Genomic DNA, 18,073 nt, shown 5'->3' with positions numbered 1-18,073 from the left:
AGGTTTCCTATGTTGTCCGCCCTGTCCCACCCGCAGCTGCGCGATTGCCGTCGCCTGTTCCTGCGCAATTACGAAGTCATGATCAATATCGGCGTGCACGACTTCGAGAAGAAGGGCGAGCAGCGCGTCCTGATCAACGTCGAGCTGTATGTCCCGCTGGCCCTGTCGACGCCGCGCAACGACGAGCTGGACGAAGTGGTCGACTACGACTTCATGCGCGAGACGATCGCCAAGCGCCTGGCGCAAGGCCATATCCACCTGCAGGAAACGCTGTGCGACGACATGGTCAAGGCGATGCTGGCGCACCCGCGCGTGCGCGCCGCCAGCGTGTCGACGATGAAACCGGACGTGTACCCCGACTGCGAAGGCGTCGGTGTCGAAGTATTCCAGATCAAGGATGAAGCATGAATGAAGTGACGATGGCGCGCCCGGGCGCGCTCGACGAAGATGTTGCCGTGACCGATAAGCAGACTGAAAAACAATCGTACGAGAACAACAAGCTGCACAAGCGCCTGTGCCGCCTGGTCGGCCAGGCGATCGGCGATTTCAACATGATCGAGGACGGCGACAAGGTCATGGTCTGCCTGTCCGGCGGCAAGGACAGCTATGCCCTGCTCGACATCCTGATGACGCTGCGCGAGCGTGCGCCGATCAATTTCGAGCTGGTCGCCGTCAACCTGGACCAGAAGCAGCCGAACTTCCCGGCCGACGTGCTGCCGGCCTACCTGGACAAGCTGGGCGTCCCGTACCACATCGAGAACCAGGACACCTACAGCATCGTCAAGCGCCTGATCCCGGAGGGTAAAACCACCTGCTCGCTGTGCTCGCGCCTGCGGCGCGGCATCCTGTACCGCGTGGCCGACGAACTGGGCTGCAACAAGATCGCCCTGGGCCACCACCGCGACGACATCCTGGAAACCTTCTTCCTGAACATGTTCTTCGGCGCGAAGATCAAGGGCATGCCAGCCAAGCTGGTCTCCGACGACGGCAAGCACATGGTGATCCGCCCGCTGGCCTACGTGAAGGAAGCGGACACGGAGCGCTATGCGCAAGTGAAGGGCTTTCCGATCATCCCCTGCGACCTGTGCGGCTCGCAGGAAAACCTGCAGCGCAAGCAGATCAAGGCGATGCTGCGCGACTGGGAAAAGAAATACCCGGGCCGCGTCGAGAACACCTTCTCGGCCCTGTCCACCGTCGTGCCCTCGCACCTGATGGACCGCGACCTGTTCGGCTTTGCCGATCTCAAGACGGATGGCATCGCGAATCCGGATGGGGATATCGCGTTCGACGAGGAGCCGTGCTCGACGCCGGCGAGCGTGCCGGGGACGATTCCGCTGCAGCCCTTGTAATCGAGCCGACGGCACGAACCACGTCGTCCCTGCGCAGGCAGGGGCCTAATTTTTGCATGCAGATCGATCACGCTCACAGAAATTGGGTCCCTGCCTCCGCAGGGACGACGTGTGTATGGTGCAGGGACGACGGGCGTAGACGCATGACTCGCCTGCATCCTGTTGTCACCCGCACAACGGGAAATCATGCATCCGCTCAAGCGGTGGTATAGTCCGGCTTTTCCGGCAAGCGGTATGGCCGGGCGTATTGATCCACCAAGACTTTTCCCATGCAAATCGGCCCTTCCGCAGGTGCTGCCCAGTCCGGCACCGCCCCCGCACAGTCGACCGCCAATATGGCCAGCCTGCGCGTCTTCGTCTTCGCCCTGTTCTTCATCTTCGGCGGCATCACCAGCCTGAACGACGTCATCATCCCGAAGCTGAAGGACTTGTTCACGCTGTCCTATGCCCAGGCGATGCTGGTGCAGTCCGCCTTCTTCGCCGCCTACTTCATCGTCTCGCTGCCCGCCGCCGCCATCGTGCGCCGCGCCGGCTACATGCGCACGGCCGTCGTCGGCCTGCTGACCATGACGGTCGGCTGCCTGCTGTTCATTCCCGCGGCCGCGTCCGGCCTGTTCGCCACCTTCCTGGCGGCGCTGTTCGTGCTGGCGGCCGGCATCACCATCGTGCAGGTGGTGGCCAACCCGCTGATCTCGATGCTGGGCGCGCCCGCCACGGCGTCGAGCCGCCTGACTTTCGCCCAGGCCTTCAACTCGCTCGGCACCACCGTCTTCCCCTACGTGGGCGCCATCGTCATCCTGGGTTCGCTCGCCCAGGTCGACCAGTCGACGCTGGACGCCGCGGCCCTCGCCGCCTACCGCGCGGCCGAGAGCCAGGTCGTCGTGCACACCTATATCGGCCTGGCGATCGCGCTGGCCGTCGTTGCCGTCATGGTCTGGCTGAACCGCAACAAGCTGGTCGAGCACACGAGCCCCGAGGGCAGCATCTGGGGCGCGTTCGACCTGCTCAAGCAGCCGCGCTTCGCCTTCGGCGCCCTGTGCATCTTCCTGTACGTGGGCGCGGAAGTGGCGGTCGGTTCCATCATCGTCAATTACCTGATGCAGCACGACGTGCTGGGCCTGGGCCAGGAAGCGGCCGGCAAGCACGTGCCGCTGTACTGGGGCGGCGCGATGGTCGGCCGCTTCCTCGGCGCCTACGTGCTGCGCGTGTGCTCGCCGGGCAAGGTGCTGGCGGGCGCGGGCGGCATCGCCGCCGTGCTGCTGCTGGTGTCCGCCACCGGCACGGGCGCCGTATCGGGCTGGTCGCTGCTGGCCATCGGCCTCGTCAATTCGATCATGTTCCCGACCATCTTCACGCTGGCCTCCGAAGGCCTGGGCGAGCGCGCGGCCGAAGGCTCGGGCCTGATCTGCATGGCCATCGTCGGCGGCGCCGTCGTCCCCCTGATCACCGGCTATGCGGCCGACGTGGCGGGCCTGCGCATGTCGCTGGCGGTGCCGGCCGTCTGCTACCTGCTGATCCTCGTGTTCGGCTGGTATGCGCGCAGGCCGCTGCAACGCTGCTAAAGGGCCGACGCGGCCATGAAGCATCGCCTGTTCCTGTTCGACCTGGACGACACGCTGCTCGACTTCCGTGCGTCCGAACGCCTGTCGTTCGCGCGCACGCTGCAGGCGCTCGGGGCGCGCGGGACGCATGAGGACCTGGACGCCCTGTTCGTCCGCTACCAGGCGATCAACACGGCGTTGTGGCGCAGCTTCGAGCAGGGCACCGTCTCGAAGGAATTCCTGAAGGTCGAGCGCTTCCGCCAGGCCTTCGCCGCGCACGGCCTGGACCTCGATGCGCAGGCGGCCAGCAGCCTGTACCTGGAGGCGCTGGCCGACACCGTCGTCCTCGTCGACGGCGCCGTGCAGCTGTGCGAAACCTTGTCCGCCATCGGCGAGGTCGGCATCATCACCAACGGCGTGGACACGATCCAGAACCGCCGCATCGCCGCGTCGAACCTGGGTGCGCACGTGTCCTTCGTCGCCACCTCGGAAGCCTGCGGCTTCGCCAAGCCGGACAGCCGCTTCTTCGACTACACCGTCAAGCTGGCGCGCGCGTTCCGCCAGCACGAGACCATCATCGTCGGCGACCGCCTGGATGCCGACATCCTCGGCGCCAACCGCTTCGGCATCGACAGCTGCTGGTTCAACCCGGGCGGCCTCGCGAATACCTCGGAGGCGCTGCCGACGTTCGAAGTGGCGACGCTGCACGACGTCGTGCCGGCCCTGCGCAAGCTTGCCGACGCAGGGTCCCCTGCCTGACGGGTAGAGTGGGCACGTAGTACCAACCCTGCGTGTTACCGGATCACGTCTCGTCCAGCCGCCATCGCGGCGCCGGCGCTTTTTCGCTCCACGTCGCGCACCGACTTGCCCGCACCGTCTTGCCCGCGATATCGAGCGCACGCAGCGTGCGCGCATTGACGCGCTCGCGCTCCTCGTCGCGCCACCATCCCCATTTGCCGAAGTAGCGCAGCGCCGAGATGGCGTAGTGGCACCCCGCGCGCAGGCCGGCGCGGTCCGGGTCGCGTAACGGGTCGCGCACCACGCCCACCTGCGGCACGAACACGCAGCGCGCATGCGGCGCCACGCGGCGCGCCAGGTCGACGGTGTCGAAGCCGCGCAGCAGGCGCTCGTCGCACAGGCCGGCGCGCTCCACGGCCGCGGTACGCACGAGCAGGCAGCAGGCGGGCAGCACGGGTGTGTCCATCACGTGGCGGTAACCGCCCGCATGCAGCTCGAAACGCGCCTGGGCGCCGCTGGAGCGGTACAGCAGCGGGGCGCAGGCGCGCAGCAGCACGTCGAGCGGCCCGGGCAGCAGGCTGCACAGGGGCTGCAGGCGCCCGTCCGGATGACGGATGCGCGGCGCCAGCAGGCCGACGTCCGGATGCGCATCGATCCAGGCCAGCAGCTTGCCGACGGCATCGAGCGGCAGCCCGACGTCGGGCGTGAACAGGAAGTGGTAATGGTGGCCGGCGGCGAGCGCGGCGCGCAGCGACAGGTTGCGCGCATGACCCCGGCCCAGGTGCAAGGGTGCGTCCAGGTAGCGGACACCGTAGCGCCCGGCGAGTGCGGTGAGTACGGGCTGGCCGGGTGGACCGATCAGGTAGACCGCCAGCCGAGGACGGCTGGCGGCGAGGCTTTGCAGCAGGCGTTCGATGTGCGCCGGGGGCGCACCGCCGCAGAGGATGCCGCAGCTGGCATCAATGTCGGTAGCGCGCATGATGCCGACGACTGCCGTGGGCCGATGTTCGCTGCAAGATGGGCTGCATGACTCCTCCTGTTTGCAAAGGCGTACATGCAATCAGATCGTGTGGCGATGCGGAGGTTGCAGCGAAATGGATGAGATTTGCGCGGGATCAGCTACGTCGCCGTCCCCGCGCAGGCGGGGACCCGATTTTTGCACGCACTGCGGTTTGCTTGCAACTTGGGTCCCCGCCTGCGCGGGGACGACGTCGGTTTACAGCGCCGTATCGGTACGCATCACCGGATACAGGTTCAGCCGCTCGTCCCAGGAAGCGTGGCGGCGCGCAAAGAACTCCAGGCGCGCATGCGGGTTCTTGGCGAAGGCGGCATCGCTCTCGACCTTGCGGCGGAATTCGGCGGCCAGCGCCGGATCCCTGGCCATCTGCTCGCGCGCGACGTCCTCGGCCACGTACTCTTCCATGTATTCCTTGCGCTCGAAGGCATTGTTGAAGATGCCCCAGGCCAGCAGCGAGTCCGGCGCCTGCGGCTCGAAGATGGCCATCACCAGGCGCGCCTTCGGCTGGGCGATCGGCACGAACAGCGCGCCCTTGGCCAGGTTGCGCGGTTCCGGCTTCCAGCCGCCCGTCACTTCCAGGCGCTGGTGAGATTCGAACGAGACCGGCGCGAAGGTCGCCTTGTCGGCGCGGAAGGTCTGCACGGGCGCGCCCTCGACCGCCTTGTCGATGCGGCGGTAGGTGATGCCGTGCTGGGTCAGCTTGGTGGCGACGATCTGGGCGAACGCGGCCGGCACCACGTAGCCGGCGCGCGGCGCGTCCACGCGCAGGTCCTCGACCACTTCCTCGCGCAGCGGCACGTGCCAGACTTGCGGCTTGGTTTCGTCGTAGCGCGTCATCAGCATGCCGGACACGTCGGACATCGTGCGCGTATAGGCATAGCCCTGGAAATCGACCATGGTCGACTTGTCGGTGGTTTTGTAGGTCAGCGCCACCGGCTGGCCGGCGATGCGCATGGCGCGCGCATCCGCCTCCGCCGCGGCCTGCTGCCATTCCTTGCCGTGGCGCGCCACCTGTTCCAGCACGGAGACGAAGGAATTGTGGGTCACGCGCACGCGGGTCGGATAATCCTTCCACGAATGGGTCTCGACCAGCATCGCCATGCGGTTGCGCAGCTGGAAGTAGCCGGTCGAGAAGCGCGGCTCGGACACGCTGTCCACGAAGCCCGAGGCCGGATCATCGGTCTCCTTGAACGACATGTAGTAGGACTGCGGCGACGAGCCTTCCTTGGTGATGTCGGCGATGACGCCGCCGCGCAGCGCCAGCCCCGCCTTGCGGAATTCCGGATCGCCCGAATACACGGGCTCGACCTGGATCGAGACGTCGTGCTGGAACATGGCGCCGTCGGTCACGTGCAGGTCGACGTAGGTCAGCGGATCCCAAGCGTTCACCAGCCCCAGCATGGCCTGCATCTCGGGCGCGTCGGCCTTCACGTAGTCGCGGTTCAGGTTGAAGTTCTGGGCCGTGGTGCGCCAGCCCATTTCGACGGGGCCGCGCTGGTTCGGGCGGTTCCACTTGGCGAAGCGCTCGTGGCCGTCGACGTTGAACACGGGGACGAACAGCAGCACCTGCTTGGCCAGCGCACCCTTGGCCAGGCGGCCCTCGAGCATCTCGCGCAGGGCCAGGAAGCCGGCATCCTTGCCGTCGATCTCGCCCGCGTGGATGCCGCCCTGGATCAGCGTCACCGGCAGCTTCGCCTTGCGCGCGGCATCGGCAGTGACCACGCCGTTGGCATTCACGGCCAGCGCCAGCATCGGCCGCCCTTCCGGCGTGGTACCGAACTGGAAGCACTTGACCTGCTTCGGATACGCCTGCTGGAAGGCGCTGCACAGCTTGACGACTTCGTCATAGCGGCCCGTGGCCGTGAAGCCCGAGCGTTCGGATACGGTGACGAGGTCGGGTGCGGCGTGGACCAGGGGAACGGCAGCCAGCAGGGCGGCCAGCAACGCGGAACGAATCATCTAACACTCCAGCAGGGTTGGGAAAGTTTTAAGCTGGAAATTATAGACGTGGTGCGCGTGGAAATACCGATCAATTCACCAACGTCGTCCCTGCGCAGGCAGGGATCCAATTTTTCATACGCAGACGGCACGCTCGCCATATTGGGCCCCTGCCTGCGCAGGGGCGACGTCGATCAGCGTTGCGTGCGGCATCAGCGCCGCGGCAGCACCGCGATCTCCTTCGCCTGCGGCCTGGCCAGCTTCATCGCCACCATCTTCGCGCGCGAGGTCGGGCAGGTGCCGCTGGCGCGGTAGGCCAGCGCCGCCGCCAGCATGCCTTCGGCCGGGTCGCCCACGGCGCGCGACAGGTCGTCGGCCACCATGCAGGTGGGGGCGAAGCCGTCGGCAAAGTCGCCGAATCCCTTCGCATTGACCCCCGCGAACTCGATCGAGAAATACGTCGTGCCGCAGTTGTCGACCGGGGTGAAGCCGTAGGGCTTGCCGCAGGTCTGGCCGCCGATCACGTCGACCTGCACGTCGATGCCGCGCAGGCCGTTGATCACGGCTTCGCTGGCCGAGCAGGTGTCTGCCGTCGCCAGCACGGTGACGTGCTTCAGGCCCAGGTAGGGCAGCGCCTGGCCGGCCGGGGCCGGGTTCGGCGCGGGGAAGCCGTAGGCGGTATTGCGGAACGGGATCGGCGCTTCCGGCGCCGTCTTGTCGTTATAGCTGAGGCGCTCGAAGGTCTGGCCGTTCGATGCCGGCCCCGCGACCATGTAGGCCAGTTCGCTGGCGATGTACAGCAGGCCGCCGCCGTTGTAGCGCATGTCGATCACGAGGTCGCTGACGTTCTGCGCCTTCAGCTGCGTGAACGCGTCGATCAGCTGTTTCTCGGCGACGGCGTTGTGGTCGTCGAAGGTCAGGTAGCCGACCCTGCCCGTCGGCGTGTCGATCACCTTGGTGTTCTTCACCGAGCTGCTGGCGACCACCGCCGCATCCATCGTCACCGCGATCGTGTTGCCGCTGCGCTGCACGGTGAGGGTATGCCGCTCGCCGGCGCCGGCTGGGAACAGGCCCGCGTTGAGCTTGTCGACGCCCTCGCGGCTGCTGGTATTGACGAAGTCGGTGCCGTCCACGGCGGTCAGCATGTCGCCCCGCTGCAGGCCTGCCTGCGCGGCCGGCGAACCCGGTTCGACGATGGCGGCCAGCCAGGTGCGCGGCGCCTTCGACGAACTGGTCGACCAGGTCAGGCCGTAGCCGACTTCCTCGCCGGCCGTGTTCATTGCGTCCCACTCGGCCGTCGTGTAGGTGAAGTGGAACCTGTCCTTGGGCTTGCCCGATGCCGTCACGGCCGGCGTCTTCAGGGCGCCGAAATAGTCGAGCACGTTCGTGTAGTCGGCCATGCGGACGGTCGCCGGTATTTCGTCGTACCAGAGGTAGTAGCGGTCGGCCCAGCCGCGCAGGAATTTCATTTCGTCCTGCATCGTGCCCTGGCGGTCGGGGAACGGGGTGCCGTAGGTGTCGACGCCCGTGCGCGGGACGGCGCACAGGTTCTGGTAACTCATGAAGTCGGCCGGGATCGGGTCCGGGGTCGCGGCCGGCGTCGTGGGGGTCGTGGGGGTGGTCGGATTCGTGGGCGTGACCGGCGTCGTTGCGCCGGAATTTGCGCCCGTATCGGACGTGAACCGGGTCGGATCGCCGCCGCCCCCGCCGCAGGCGGACAGCATCGACGTCGCGACGACGAGGGAAACGGCCAGGCCGGCCGCGCGGGCGAAGGGAGCGGAAAGCGAAGTCATGCGGTCGATTATAGACATCGACCCTGGCTAAATAAAACTAAATGTAGCCGTTGGAAAGATGAGACACGTTAGCGCACATAAGGACGCTCTCCGAGGCGCCGTCGCCCCTGCACAGGCAGGGGCCCAATGTCGCCGTGCGACGGCGACGACAAAATTGGACCCTGCCTGCGCAGGGGCGACGCGTCACGCGGCGCGCGAGGCGCTTCCTGCATCGTGGAACGCCGCCACCAGCCCCGCCTCCTTGCGCTTGGCCGCCTGCAGGTTGCGCTCCTTGACGTGGCCGAAGCCGCGGATGTCTTCCGGGATCGCTGCGATCGCCACGGCCTGGGCCAGGTTCTCGGCCGTCAGCCTGGGCAGCAGCGCCTCGATCGTGCGGCGGTACTCCTGGATCAGCGCGCGTTCCGTGCGGCGCTCCTCGGTGCGGCCGAACGGGTCGAGCGCCGTGCCGCGCAAGCCTTTCAGCTTCGACAACACGCCGAAGGCCTTCATCATCCACGGGCCGAATTCCTGCTTGACCAGGTGGCCGTCCTTGTCCTTCCTGGCGAACAGCGGCGGCGCCAGGTGGAATTTCAGCGTGACGTCGCCCTCGAACATGGCGCCGATCTTCTGCATGAAGGCCGGATCCGTGTACAGGCGCGCGACCTCGTACTCGTCCTTGTAGGCCATCAGCTTGTGCAGGTTGCGCGCGACGGCTTCCGTGAGGCGCGTGCCCTTGCCCAGCTTTTCCTCGGCCGCGCGAACCCCGTCGACGAAGTCGCGGTAGGTGCGCGCATAGTCGGCGTTCTGGTAGGCCGTCAACAGTTCGACGCGGCGCTCGACCAGGTCGGCCAGCGAGGGCGCGCGCTTGAACTCGACGACCTTGGCGGGCGTCGTCAGCTTGAGTACGGACGGCAGGTCGTGCGCGGCCGTGCGGCCCCACTCGAACGCGGCCTTGTTGAAGCCGACCGACACGGCATTCAGCTCGATCGCCTTCATGATCGAGGCAGCCTGCAGCGGCACGTGGCCTTTCTGGAACGCGTAGCCGAGCATGAACATATTGGTGGCGATGGCGTCGCCCATCAGCGTGGTGGCGATGTGGCCGGCGTCGATGAAGTCCACGTTGCCTTCGCCGCAGGCCTGCACGATGGCGCCGCGCGAACCTTCGGCCGGGAATTGCCAGTCCGGGTTCTTGATGAAGGCGGCCGTGGTGGCGCCGCTGCCGTTCACGGCGGCCCAGGTGCGGCCCTCTCCCATGCGCGACAGCGCGTCGCGGCTGGCGGTGACGATCTGGTCGCAGCCGATCACGAGGTCGGCGTTGCCCGTGCCCACCCGGGTCGAGTGCAGGTCCGACTGGCGGTCGGCCAGGCGCACGTGCGACATCACGGGGCCGCCCTTCTGCGCCAGGCCGCTCATGTCCAGCACCAGCGCGCCCTTGTTCTCGACGTGGGCGGCCATCGCCAGGATCTGGCCCACGGTGACGACGCCCGTGCCGCCGATGCCCGTGACGAGGATGCCGAACGGGGTCGACGTCGACGGGATCTGCGGCATCGGCAGCACCGGGGGAGCAGCATCGGGAGACTGCGCGCCGGTAGCCGCCTTCTTCGGCTTCTTCAGGCCGCCGCCTTCGACGGTGACGAAGCTGGGGCAGAACCCCGTCACGCAGGAGAAGTCCTTGTTGCACGAGGACTGGTTGATCTGGCGCTTGCGGCCCAGTTCCGTCTCCAGCGGCTCCACCGACAGGCAGTTCGACTGCTTCGAGCAGTCGCCGCAGCCTTCGCACACGGCTTCGTTGATCACGGCGCGCTTGGCCGGGTCCGGATAGCTGCCCTTCTTGCGGCGGCGGCGCTTCTCGGACGCGCAGGTCTGGTCGTAGATCATGGCCGAGACGCCCGGCATCTCGCGCAGCTCGCGCTGCACGTCCATCAGCTCGGCGCGGTGGCGCACCGTGACGCCTTCCGCCCACGGATAATCGGCCGGGTATTTTTCCGGTTCGTCGGTGACGACGATGATCGGCTTGACGCCTTCGGCCGCGAGCTGGCGGCTGATCTTGGCCGGATCGAGCGGACCGTCGTGGGTCTGGCCGCCCGTCATGGCGACGGCGTCGTTGTACAGGATTTTATAAGTGATGTTGACCTTGGCGGCGACCGAGGCGCGGATCGCCAGCACGCCCGAGTGGAAATAGGTGCCGTCGCCCAGGTTGGCGAACACGTGCTTCTCGTCGGTGAACGGGGCCTGGCCGATCCAGGTCGTCCCTTCCGCGCCCATGTGGGTGAAGGTCGACGTCTCGCGGTCCATCCACAGCACCATGTAGTGGCAGCCGATGCCGGCCATGGCGCGCGAGCCTTCCGGCACCTTGGTCGAGCTGTTGTGCGGGCAGCCGGAGCAGAAATACGGGATGCGGTCCGTCTCCGGATTGGCCTTGGCCGGGATGGCCTGCAGCACCAGCTCCTTCTTCTCGAGGAAGGCGATGCGTTCCTTGACGCGCTGCGCCACCGGATGGCCGGCGCAGTAGTGCGAGATGCGCGAGGCGATCGCGCGCGCGATGCGTGCCGGGTTCAGTTCGTAGGTGCCGGGCAGCAGCCAGTCGCCGCGGCCGGAACGGCTGTCCAGGCTCCATTCCCCGGTGTCGTCGAACTTGCCCACCACGCGGGGGCGCTCGCCGTCCGGCAGGTTGTACAGCTCTTCCTTCAGCGCGTATTCGAGCACCTGGCGCTTTTCCTCGACCACGAGGATCTCGTCCAGGCCGCGCGCGAATTCGTGCACGCCGATCGAATCCAGCGGCCAGGTCATGCCGACCTTGTAGACGCGCAGGCCGATCTCGCGCGCGGCCTGCTCGTCGATGCCCAGGTCGGCCAGCGCCTGGCGCGTGTCGAGGTAGCTTTTACCCGCGGTGATGATGCCGATCTTCGGGTTCGGGCTGTCCCAGACGATGCGGTTCAACTTGTTGGCGCGCGCGTAGGCCAGCGCGGCGTACCACTTGTAGTTGTTCATCCGGACTTCCTGGTCCAGCACGGCGTCCGGCCAACGGATGTTCAGGCCGCCCGGCGGCATGACGAAGTCGGTGGGGGTGACGATCTGCACGCGGTCCGGGTCGAGGTCGACGACGGCGCCCGACTCGATGATGTCGGTCACGCACTTCATCGACACCCACAGGCCGCTGTAGCGGCTCATGGCCCAGGCATGCAGGCCGTAGTCGATGTATTCCTGCACCGACGACGGATACAGCACGGGGATGCCCACGTGCTGCAGCATGTGGTCCGACTGGTGCGCGGTGGACGAGGACTTGGCCGCATGGTCGTCGCCGGCCAGCACGATCACGCCGCCGTGCTTCGCGGAGCCCGCGTTGTTGCCGTGCTTGAAGACGTCGCCGCAGCGGTCCACGCCCGGGCCCTTGCCGTACCACATGGAGAACACGCCGTCGTACTTGGCCCCTTCGAACAGGTTGGTCTGCTGCGTGCCCCACACGGCGGTCGCGGCCAGGTCCTCGTTCATGCCGGGGTGGAAGTGCACGTGGTGCGCGTCCAGGTGCTGCTTCGCCTTCCACGCCGTCTGGTCGACCTGGGTGACGGGCGAGCCGCGGTAGCCGGTGATGTAGCCCGCCGTGTTCAGGCCCGCCTTCAGGTCGCGCTCGCGCTGCAGCATCGGCAGGCGGATCAAGGCCTGCGTGCCCGTCATGAAGGCGCGGCCGCGTTCCAGCGTCCATTTGTCGTCGAGGGTGATGTCGTGCGCGGGCGATGGCTGCGCCGGCTCCAGCTGGCTGCGGTCCAGGGGGGCGTTCATGCTTGTCTCCAATTGTGGTGGTGGTCGCGCGTTGGCTCGGTGTGGCTCGGCCCGCGTCGGTTTTGAGCCAGTATAGACCTCACCCGCCGACATTAAATTTCAATCGATTCCCCCCGCCGAGCAGATTGCGCAATAAAATTGCGATATACGCGATTGCCGAGGAACCTCATGTCAAAAATCGAGCTGGATAAAACGGACCGCAAGATTCTTGCGATCTTGCAAGAAGATGGCCGCCTGTCGAACCAGGATGTTGCCGAAAAAGTCAGTCTGTCGCCCTCGCCCTGCCTGCGCCGCATCAAGCGCCTGGAAGAGGCGGGCGTGATCAAGCAGTACGTGGCCCTGCTCGACCCGGACAAGCTGGGCCTGGGCCTGCTGGCCTATGTGAACGTGCGCCTGGAAAAACACAGCGAAGGCGCCCCCAATGCGCGCATCCCGGCGACCTCGCCGCGCTTCGCCTTCGCCGAGGCGGTGGCGGCGTGGCCGGAAGTGGTCGACTGCTATGCGATGACGGGGGAGATGGACTTCCTGCTGCGCGTGCACGTGGAAGACATGGAACACTTCTCGCGCTTCATGATGGCGACGCTGCTGCGCCACCCGGCCGTGCTGGACGTGAAGTCCAGCTTCGCCCTGCAGCGCATCAAGGAAACGACGGCGCTGCCCATCGTCTGATCACTATCGTTCGATCTCCTGCAGGCGCCGCGCCGCCGCGCCGATGACGTCCAGCGTGGACGCGTCGGCGTCGAACACGGCGTACAGGCCCTGCTCTTCCTGCGGCGGGTCGCCGACGAAGTCGTCGCCCGGCCGCCACCAGTGATCCGGATGGCCGGCGCGGCCGGCCCCGCCCCAGGCCCAGAAATTCCAGCCGGCGACGGGGTCGCCCGCCTGGGCACGCGCTTCCAGCGTCCTGAACACGGCGTCGTAGAAGCGGTCGCGCGCCGTCGTCGGCGCTTTCACGTCGAACGATCCGCCATCGCGGTTCAGGCCGAATTCCTCCAGCACGATGGGCTTGCCCAGCGTCTTCGCATGATCGACGTGGACGTTCAGGTAGTCGCGGCTCCTGTCCATCATCCCGTTCCAGGTGGCGTCCGGCCGCTTCGGGTCGAACCAGCCCCAGTTGGCGGGCCACAGGTGACAGGTCAGGTAGCCGATGTCCGGCGTGCGGTGGGCGTCGAGGAACAATTGGGCGTCGCGCGCCGAGCCGGCCAGGCCCTCGCTGCCGCTGCTGACCAGGTGGCGGCCGTCGAGCGCACGGAGGTGTTTCGCGGTGGCGGCGATCCATGCCGCGTATGCCTGCTTCTGCGCCGGCGTCGCCTTGCCGCTGCCCGGTCTCGGTTCGTTGGCGAGCTGCCAGGACAGGATGGCCGGATCGTCCGCGTACGATGTTCCCGTCACCGTGTTGCGGCGCCGGACGATGCGCGCGATGACCTCACGGTAGGCTTCCTGGGCCCGCGCATCCGTGTAGAAGCGCGCGTTCTCGTCCATGAAGCGCTCGTAGGCCTTCGTCACGTTGGGGTCGTGGGCGGGCGTGCCCTGGAACCAGTTCAGGTACTGGGTGAAGCCGCCCGACCACTGCCAGAAATTGTTCAGGTACAGGACGACGGTCATGCCGCGCCGCGCCGCTTGCGCCATCAGGAAGTCCAGCCCGCGCAGCAGGTCTTCGTCGTAGACGCCCGGCGCCGTGACGGTGGCCGGCCTGACGGCGCTCTTCATCGCCGTCTTTTCCGCCACGGCCAGCACGCGCAGGTTGTTGATGCCCAGCGCTTGCAGGCGGTCCAGTTCCGCGACCAGCCGCCGGCGCCGGACGCCGCCGGACGGCGCGCCGAGCCAGGCGCCGTACCACAGGTTCGTGCCCGCGACCCGGTAGGGGCGGCCGCGGCGCACCAGGCGGCCATCCTGCACGGTGACGAAGTCGTCACCCGGCGTGCCGGCGAAGGCCGGTGCACCGGCCACCAAGGCGGCCAAACCGGCAGCCGCACCGGCGGCCTGCAGGACGGTGCGGCGCTCCATCAACCGCTCCTCAGCGCTTCTGCGGACGGCCGCGCACGTCGAGGGTTGCCGCCGGCACGTCGACCGTCACGCTGGTCGCGTTGGCGCCGGACGCATCCTCGGCCAGCATCAGCTTGTATTTACCCTTGGCGATGCGCCAGGTGCGCGAGGCTTCGTCGAACATGCCCAGCAGGCGCGGTTCCACGGTTACCTCGACGTCCTTCGACTCGCCCGGCTGCAGCGCCACCTTGTCCCAGCCGGCCAGGCGCTTGGGCGCCTCCCACTTGGCGGCGAGCGGCGACACGTACACCTGCGGCACGTCCTTGCCGGCCACGTTGCCGGTATTCGTGACCTTGAAGCGCACATGCAGGCGGCCATCCTTCATCTGGCTCGACAGGCCCGAATACGAGAAGGTGGTGTAGGACAGGCCGTGGCCGAACGGGAACAGCGGCTTGTGGCCCTTCAGGTCGAACCATTTGTAGCCGACGGCGGCGCCCTCGGTGTAGTCGATGTGGAACTGCAGTTCCGGCACCTTCGGGTCGCCGTCCAGTTTCGGGCGCGGCAGCTGCTGCTCGGACACCGGGAACGTGGCCGGCAGGTGGCCGGACGGATTGACGGCGCCGAACAGCACGTTGGCGATCGCCTCGCCGCCGCTGGTGCCCGGATACCAGGCTTCCAGCACGGCCGGCACCCGGGCCAGCCACGGCATGGCGACGGGGCCGCCGTTTTCCAGCACGACGACGGTGCGCTTGTTGGCGCCGGCCACCGAGGCGATCAGGTCATCCTGCCTGTCCGGCAGCGCCAGCGTCTGCGCATCGTTCGCCTCGCCGATCCACTGGGTCGCGAACACGAGGGCCACGTCGGCCTGCGCGGCCACCTTGGCGGCGCGGGCGGGGTCGGTGCCGTCGTCGTACACGACCTTGGCGTTCGGCGCCTGCGCCTGGATGGCGCGCAGCGGCGAGGACGGGTAGTAGACGACGGGGCCCGGCCAGACGTCCGGCTTCAGGCCCTTGACGGCCATGCCGCCGCGCGGATAGACCTGCGACGAACCGCCGCCCGACAGCACGCCCACGTCGGCATGGCCGCCGATGATGGCGATGGTACGCACGTCCTTGGCCAGCGGCAGCGCGCGGCCCTCGTTCTTCAGCAGCACCATGCCCTCTTCCGCCGTGACGCGGCTGACGGCGCCGTTCTTCGCGAAGTCGATCGCCACGTCCTTCTTGAGCGGATTGTCGACCACGCCCTTGGCGAACATGGCGCGCACGATGCGGTAGGCCATGTCGTCCAGGCGCGCCTGCGGCACGGCGCCCGTCTTGATGGCTTCTTCCAGCGCGCCGGCGAAGTACGGGGACTTGTCGAATTCGTGGCCGGACTGCTGGTCCAGGCCGTTGTTGGCGGCGTTCACCGTGCTGTGCGTGGCGCCCCAGTCGGACATCACGAAGCCCGGGTAGCCCCAGTCGCGTTTCAGCACGTCGTTCAGCAGGTAGCTGTTCTCGCAGGCGTACGGGCCGTTGACGCGGTTGTAGGCGCACATGACGGAGCCGGCGTCGGACACCTCGAACGCGAATTCCATCGCCAGCAGGTCGGACATGCGCAGCGCCGCCTTGTCGATGCGGGCGTCGAGTTCGTTGCGACCCGTTTCCTGGTCGTTGAGGGCGAAGTGCTTCAGCGTCGAGATCACGTTGTTCGATTCGATGCCCTTGATCGCATTGCCGACCATGACGCCGGCCAGCAGCGGATCCTCGCCCGCGTATTCGAAGTTGCGGCCGTTGCGCGGCTCGCGCATCAGGTTCACGCCGCCCGCCAGCATCACGTTGAAGCCGGAAGCGCGCGCTTCCGAGCCGATCATCGCGCCGCCCGCGTAGGCGACCTTCGGGTCCCAGGTGGCGGCCGTCGTGATCCCGGACGGCAGCGCGGTGCGTTCGCGCACGTTCGGTCCGCTCTGCGAGGCGACGCCGATGCCGGCATCGGTCTCGAACAGCGCCGGCAGGCCGAGGCGCGGCGTGCCCGGGATGTAGCCGGCCGATTGCGGCAGCGCTTCCTCGATCTTCTTCTTGCCAGCGAAATCGTGGCCGAAATAGGCGAACACCCAGCGCAGCTTTTCCTTTTGCGTCATCGCCTGCACCGCCAGCTTGGCGCGCTGGTCGGCGCTCAGCGAACGGTCCAGCCAGGGTTTCTGCGCGGGCTCGGCCGGTTCGGGCGCGGCCGCCAGGACGGCGGCGGGAAACACGGCGGCAAGCGCAGCGACGATGGTCAGGTGGCGAAGACGCATGGGATGTCCCTCTCTCTCTTTATTTGTGGTTGGTATGGGTGAAGCGGCACGCCGCGGCACGGGGCCGCGGCGGTGGAACGGTCAAGCCTTGTCGGCGTACAGGCGGGCGTACTTCATGCCGAAGTACAGGATGAAGGCGTAGCAGGCAACCGGCACCAGGAAGGACGGCTGCAGGCCGACGGCGTCGGCCACGGCGCCCTGCACGAAGGGCACCAGGGCGCCGCCGACGATGGCCATGCACAGCACGCCCGAACCCTGGCCCGTCAGGGGGCCGAGGCGGTGCAGCGCCATGCTGAAGATGGTCGGGAACATGATCGAGTTGCACAGGCCGACCGCCAGCAGCGCCCACATGGCGGTGCGGCCGTGGCCGAAGGTGGCGGCCAGCACCAGCACGATCGCTGCCAGCGCGTTGAACGCCAGCGCGCGGCCCGGGCTCACGCGGCGCATGACGGCCGAACCGATGAAGCGGCCGACCATGGCGCCGCCCCAGTAATACGTCACGTACAGCGCAGCGTCGGCATGCGACAGGCCGGCGATGGTCGGTTCACCGATGAAGTTGATCAGGAAGCTGCCGATGCTGACCTCGGCGCCCACGTAGACGAAGATGCCGACCGCGCCCAGCACCAGGTGCTTGTGGCGCCACAGCGAGTCGGACACGCTGGTGGTAGCCTGCTCTTCGCGGATCGCCGGCAGGCGCACGATGGCGAACAGCACGGCCAGGATCAGCAGCGCGGCGGCCAGCGCCAGGTAGGGGCCCTGGACGGCGGCCGCTTCCTGCGCCTTGTAGGCTGCCTGCTGGGCGGCCGGCAGCTTGGCCAGTTCGGCGGCGCCCAGCACGGTGCCGGACAGGATCAGCAGGCCGCCCAGGGCCGGCGCCAGCGTCGTGCCGAGCGAGTTGAAGGCCTGCGTCAGGTTCAGGCGGCTCGACGCGGTAGCCGGGGAACCGAGCACGGTGACGTAGGGATTGGCGGCGACTTGCAGCACGGTGATCCCGCCCGCCAGCACGAAGAAGGCGAACAGGAACAGGCCGTAGCCGCTGGTGGCGGCCGGGTAGAACAGCGCGCAGCCGCAGGCGGCGATGGTCAGGCCGGCGACGGCGCCGTGCTTGTAGCCGATGCGGCGGATCAGCATGCCGGCCGGCAGCGACACGATGAAGTAGGCGCCGAAGAAGCAGAACTGCACCAGCATCGCCTGCAGGTAGTTCAGCGTGTAGACGGCTTTCAGGTGCGGAATCAGGACATCGTTCAGTGAAGTCAACAGACCCCACATGAAGAACAGGATGGTGACGACGGTAAGGGGGAAGGTAGTGCCGCCGGCAGGTGCTGCGTGCTGCCCGGACGCGAGCGCGCCCTGCTGCAGCGGTGGTGAAACACGTTCCATGCAAAGTCTCCAAATCGAGCGCCGCCCCGGGGAATCCGCTGGCTATGCGTCAACTTTTTCATAGTAATTCATTGTGCCGAACGGGTCATGCAGGGTCAAACCCGGCACACGGCGGCCCAGGGCTGTTTAGCGATACCCGCTAAACAAGCACCGCGCCTGGCGCGATCGCTCATGAAATCGATTTCTTTTGTCGACAATATAATCTGCATTGGGCTGTTTAGTAAAGCCGGCTAAACTCGTGCGCAAGTGCCGCCCCGTGTTTGACCGGCCCATGTCGCTATGCAAGACTCCTTCGCAAC

General features: G+C 67.3%; 12 protein-coding genes. 5 read left to right on the top strand and 7 right to left on the bottom strand.

The window, feature by feature from the left end; translation table 11 throughout:
- Positions 1-9 precede the first annotated feature (9 nt).
- The 4 genes from ACI1V7_RS17500 to ACI1V7_RS17485 all read left to right on the top strand — a co-directional run bounded on the left by ACI1V7_RS17500 (position 10) and on the right by ACI1V7_RS17485 (position 3,649).
- On the top strand, positions 10-408 hold the full coding sequence (locus tag ACI1V7_RS17500; RefSeq protein WP_404533074.1) for a dihydroneopterin aldolase: 399 nt from the start codon (positions 10-12) through the stop codon (positions 406-408).
- Positions 409-419: 11 nt separating this feature from the next.
- On the top strand, positions 420-1,349 hold the full coding sequence (gene ttcA / locus ACI1V7_RS17495; RefSeq protein ID WP_404533432.1) for a tRNA 2-thiocytidine(32) synthetase TtcA: 930 nt from the start codon (positions 420-422) through the stop codon (positions 1,347-1,349).
- Positions 1,350-1,618: 269 nt separating this feature from the next.
- Positions 1,619-2,911: a sugar MFS transporter gene (locus ACI1V7_RS17490; protein ID WP_404533073.1), complete on the top strand. Its 1,293-nt coding sequence runs from the start codon at positions 1,619-1,621 to the stop codon at positions 2,909-2,911.
- Between the two features lie 15 nt (positions 2,912-2,926).
- Positions 2,927-3,649 carry a YjjG family noncanonical pyrimidine nucleotidase gene (locus tag ACI1V7_RS17485; protein WP_404533072.1) on the top strand — a complete coding sequence of 241 codons (723 nt, stop codon included), beginning with the start codon at positions 2,927-2,929 and terminating at the stop codon, positions 3,647-3,649.
- 43 nt (positions 3,650-3,692) lie between these two features.
- On the opposite strand, the gene ACI1V7_RS17480 is transcribed toward ACI1V7_RS17485, so the two are convergent.
- The 4 genes from ACI1V7_RS17480 to ACI1V7_RS17465 form a co-directional block, all read right to left on the bottom strand.
- Entirely contained in the window at positions 3,693-4,607 is a 915-nt protein-coding gene (locus ACI1V7_RS17480) for a glycosyltransferase family protein (RefSeq protein WP_404533071.1), read from the bottom strand.
- Between the two features lie 237 nt (positions 4,608-4,844).
- The gene (locus tag ACI1V7_RS17475; protein WP_404533070.1) at positions 4,845-6,605 is read right to left on the bottom strand and encodes a M14 family metallopeptidase; all 1,761 of its coding nucleotides are present in this window, start codon (positions 6,603-6,605) and stop codon (positions 4,845-4,847) included.
- A gap of 191 nt (positions 6,606-6,796) precedes the next feature.
- Positions 6,797-8,377, bottom strand: coding sequence for a S41 family peptidase (locus ACI1V7_RS17470; protein ID WP_404533069.1), 1,581 nt, complete (start codon positions 8,375-8,377; stop codon positions 6,797-6,799).
- Positions 8,378-8,560: 183 nt separating this feature from the next.
- Positions 8,561-12,136: an indolepyruvate ferredoxin oxidoreductase family protein gene (locus ACI1V7_RS17465; RefSeq protein WP_404533068.1), complete on the bottom strand. Its 3,576-nt coding sequence runs from the start codon at positions 12,134-12,136 to the stop codon at positions 8,561-8,563.
- Between the two features lie 168 nt (positions 12,137-12,304).
- On the opposite strand from ACI1V7_RS17465, the gene ACI1V7_RS17460 reads away from it, so the two are divergent.
- A complete protein-coding gene (locus tag ACI1V7_RS17460; RefSeq protein WP_290415230.1) occupies positions 12,305-12,805 on the top strand; it encodes an Lrp/AsnC family transcriptional regulator in 501 nt (166 codons plus the stop codon).
- 3 nt (positions 12,806-12,808) lie between these two features.
- Here the strand turns inward: ACI1V7_RS17460 and ACI1V7_RS17455 are convergent, their stop codons facing one another.
- The 3 genes from ACI1V7_RS17455 to ACI1V7_RS17445 form a co-directional block, all read right to left on the bottom strand.
- Complete coding sequence (locus ACI1V7_RS17455; RefSeq protein WP_404533067.1) at positions 12,809-14,143, bottom strand: glycoside hydrolase 5 family protein; 1,335 nt, start codon at positions 14,141-14,143, stop codon at positions 12,809-12,811.
- 10 nt (positions 14,144-14,153) lie between these two features.
- Positions 14,154-16,394 carry a beta-glucosidase gene (locus tag ACI1V7_RS17450; RefSeq protein ID WP_404533066.1) on the bottom strand — a complete coding sequence of 747 codons (2,241 nt, stop codon included), beginning with the start codon at positions 16,392-16,394 and terminating at the stop codon, positions 14,154-14,156.
- 81 nt (positions 16,395-16,475) lie between these two features.
- A complete protein-coding gene (locus ACI1V7_RS17445; RefSeq protein ID WP_404533065.1) occupies positions 16,476-17,774 on the bottom strand; it encodes a sugar MFS transporter in 1,299 nt (432 codons plus the stop codon).
- Positions 17,775-18,073 lie beyond the last annotated feature (299 nt).

Source organism: Massilia paldalensis, from assembly GCF_044901715.1.
Taxonomy (GTDB): Bacteria; Pseudomonadota; Gammaproteobacteria; order Burkholderiales; family Burkholderiaceae_D; genus Telluria; species Telluria paldalensis.
The sequence above is the reverse complement of the archived record's forward strand: the minus strand, read 5'-3'. Positions and strand labels throughout refer to the sequence as shown.

Excerpts from the sequence above, each read along its gene's own strand:
- ACI1V7_RS17465 (WP_404533068.1), bottom strand. The coding sequence starts at position 12,136 with ATGAACGCCCCCCTGGACCGCAGCCAGCTGGAGCCGGCGCAGCCATCG.
- ttcA (WP_404533432.1), top strand. The coding sequence starts at position 420 with ATGGCGCGCCCGGGCGCGCTCGACGAAGATGTTGCCGTGACCGATAAG.
- ACI1V7_RS17470 (WP_404533069.1), bottom strand. The coding sequence starts at position 8,377 with ATGACTTCGCTTTCCGCTCCCTTCGCCCGCGCGGCCGGCCTGGCCGTT.
- ACI1V7_RS17445 (WP_404533065.1), bottom strand. The coding sequence starts at position 17,774 with ATGGAACGTGTTTCACCACCGCTGCAGCAGGGCGCGCTCGCGTCCGGG.
- ACI1V7_RS17490 (WP_404533073.1), top strand. The coding sequence starts at position 1,619 with ATGCAAATCGGCCCTTCCGCAGGTGCTGCCCAGTCCGGCACCGCCCCC.
- ACI1V7_RS17460 (WP_290415230.1), top strand. The coding sequence starts at position 12,305 with ATGTCAAAAATCGAGCTGGATAAAACGGACCGCAAGATTCTTGCGATC.
- ACI1V7_RS17485 (WP_404533072.1), top strand. The coding sequence starts at position 2,927 with ATGAAGCATCGCCTGTTCCTGTTCGACCTGGACGACACGCTGCTCGAC.
- ACI1V7_RS17455 (WP_404533067.1), bottom strand. The coding sequence starts at position 14,143 with ATGGAGCGCCGCACCGTCCTGCAGGCCGCCGGTGCGGCTGCCGGTTTG.
- ACI1V7_RS17500 (WP_404533074.1), top strand. The coding sequence starts at position 10 with ATGTTGTCCGCCCTGTCCCACCCGCAGCTGCGCGATTGCCGTCGCCTG.
- ACI1V7_RS17475 (WP_404533070.1), bottom strand. The coding sequence starts at position 6,605 with ATGATTCGTTCCGCGTTGCTGGCCGCCCTGCTGGCTGCCGTTCCCCTG.
- ACI1V7_RS17480 (WP_404533071.1), bottom strand. The coding sequence starts at position 4,607 with ATGCGCGCTACCGACATTGATGCCAGCTGCGGCATCCTCTGCGGCGGT.
- ACI1V7_RS17450 (WP_404533066.1), bottom strand. The coding sequence starts at position 16,394 with ATGCGTCTTCGCCACCTGACCATCGTCGCTGCGCTTGCCGCCGTGTTT.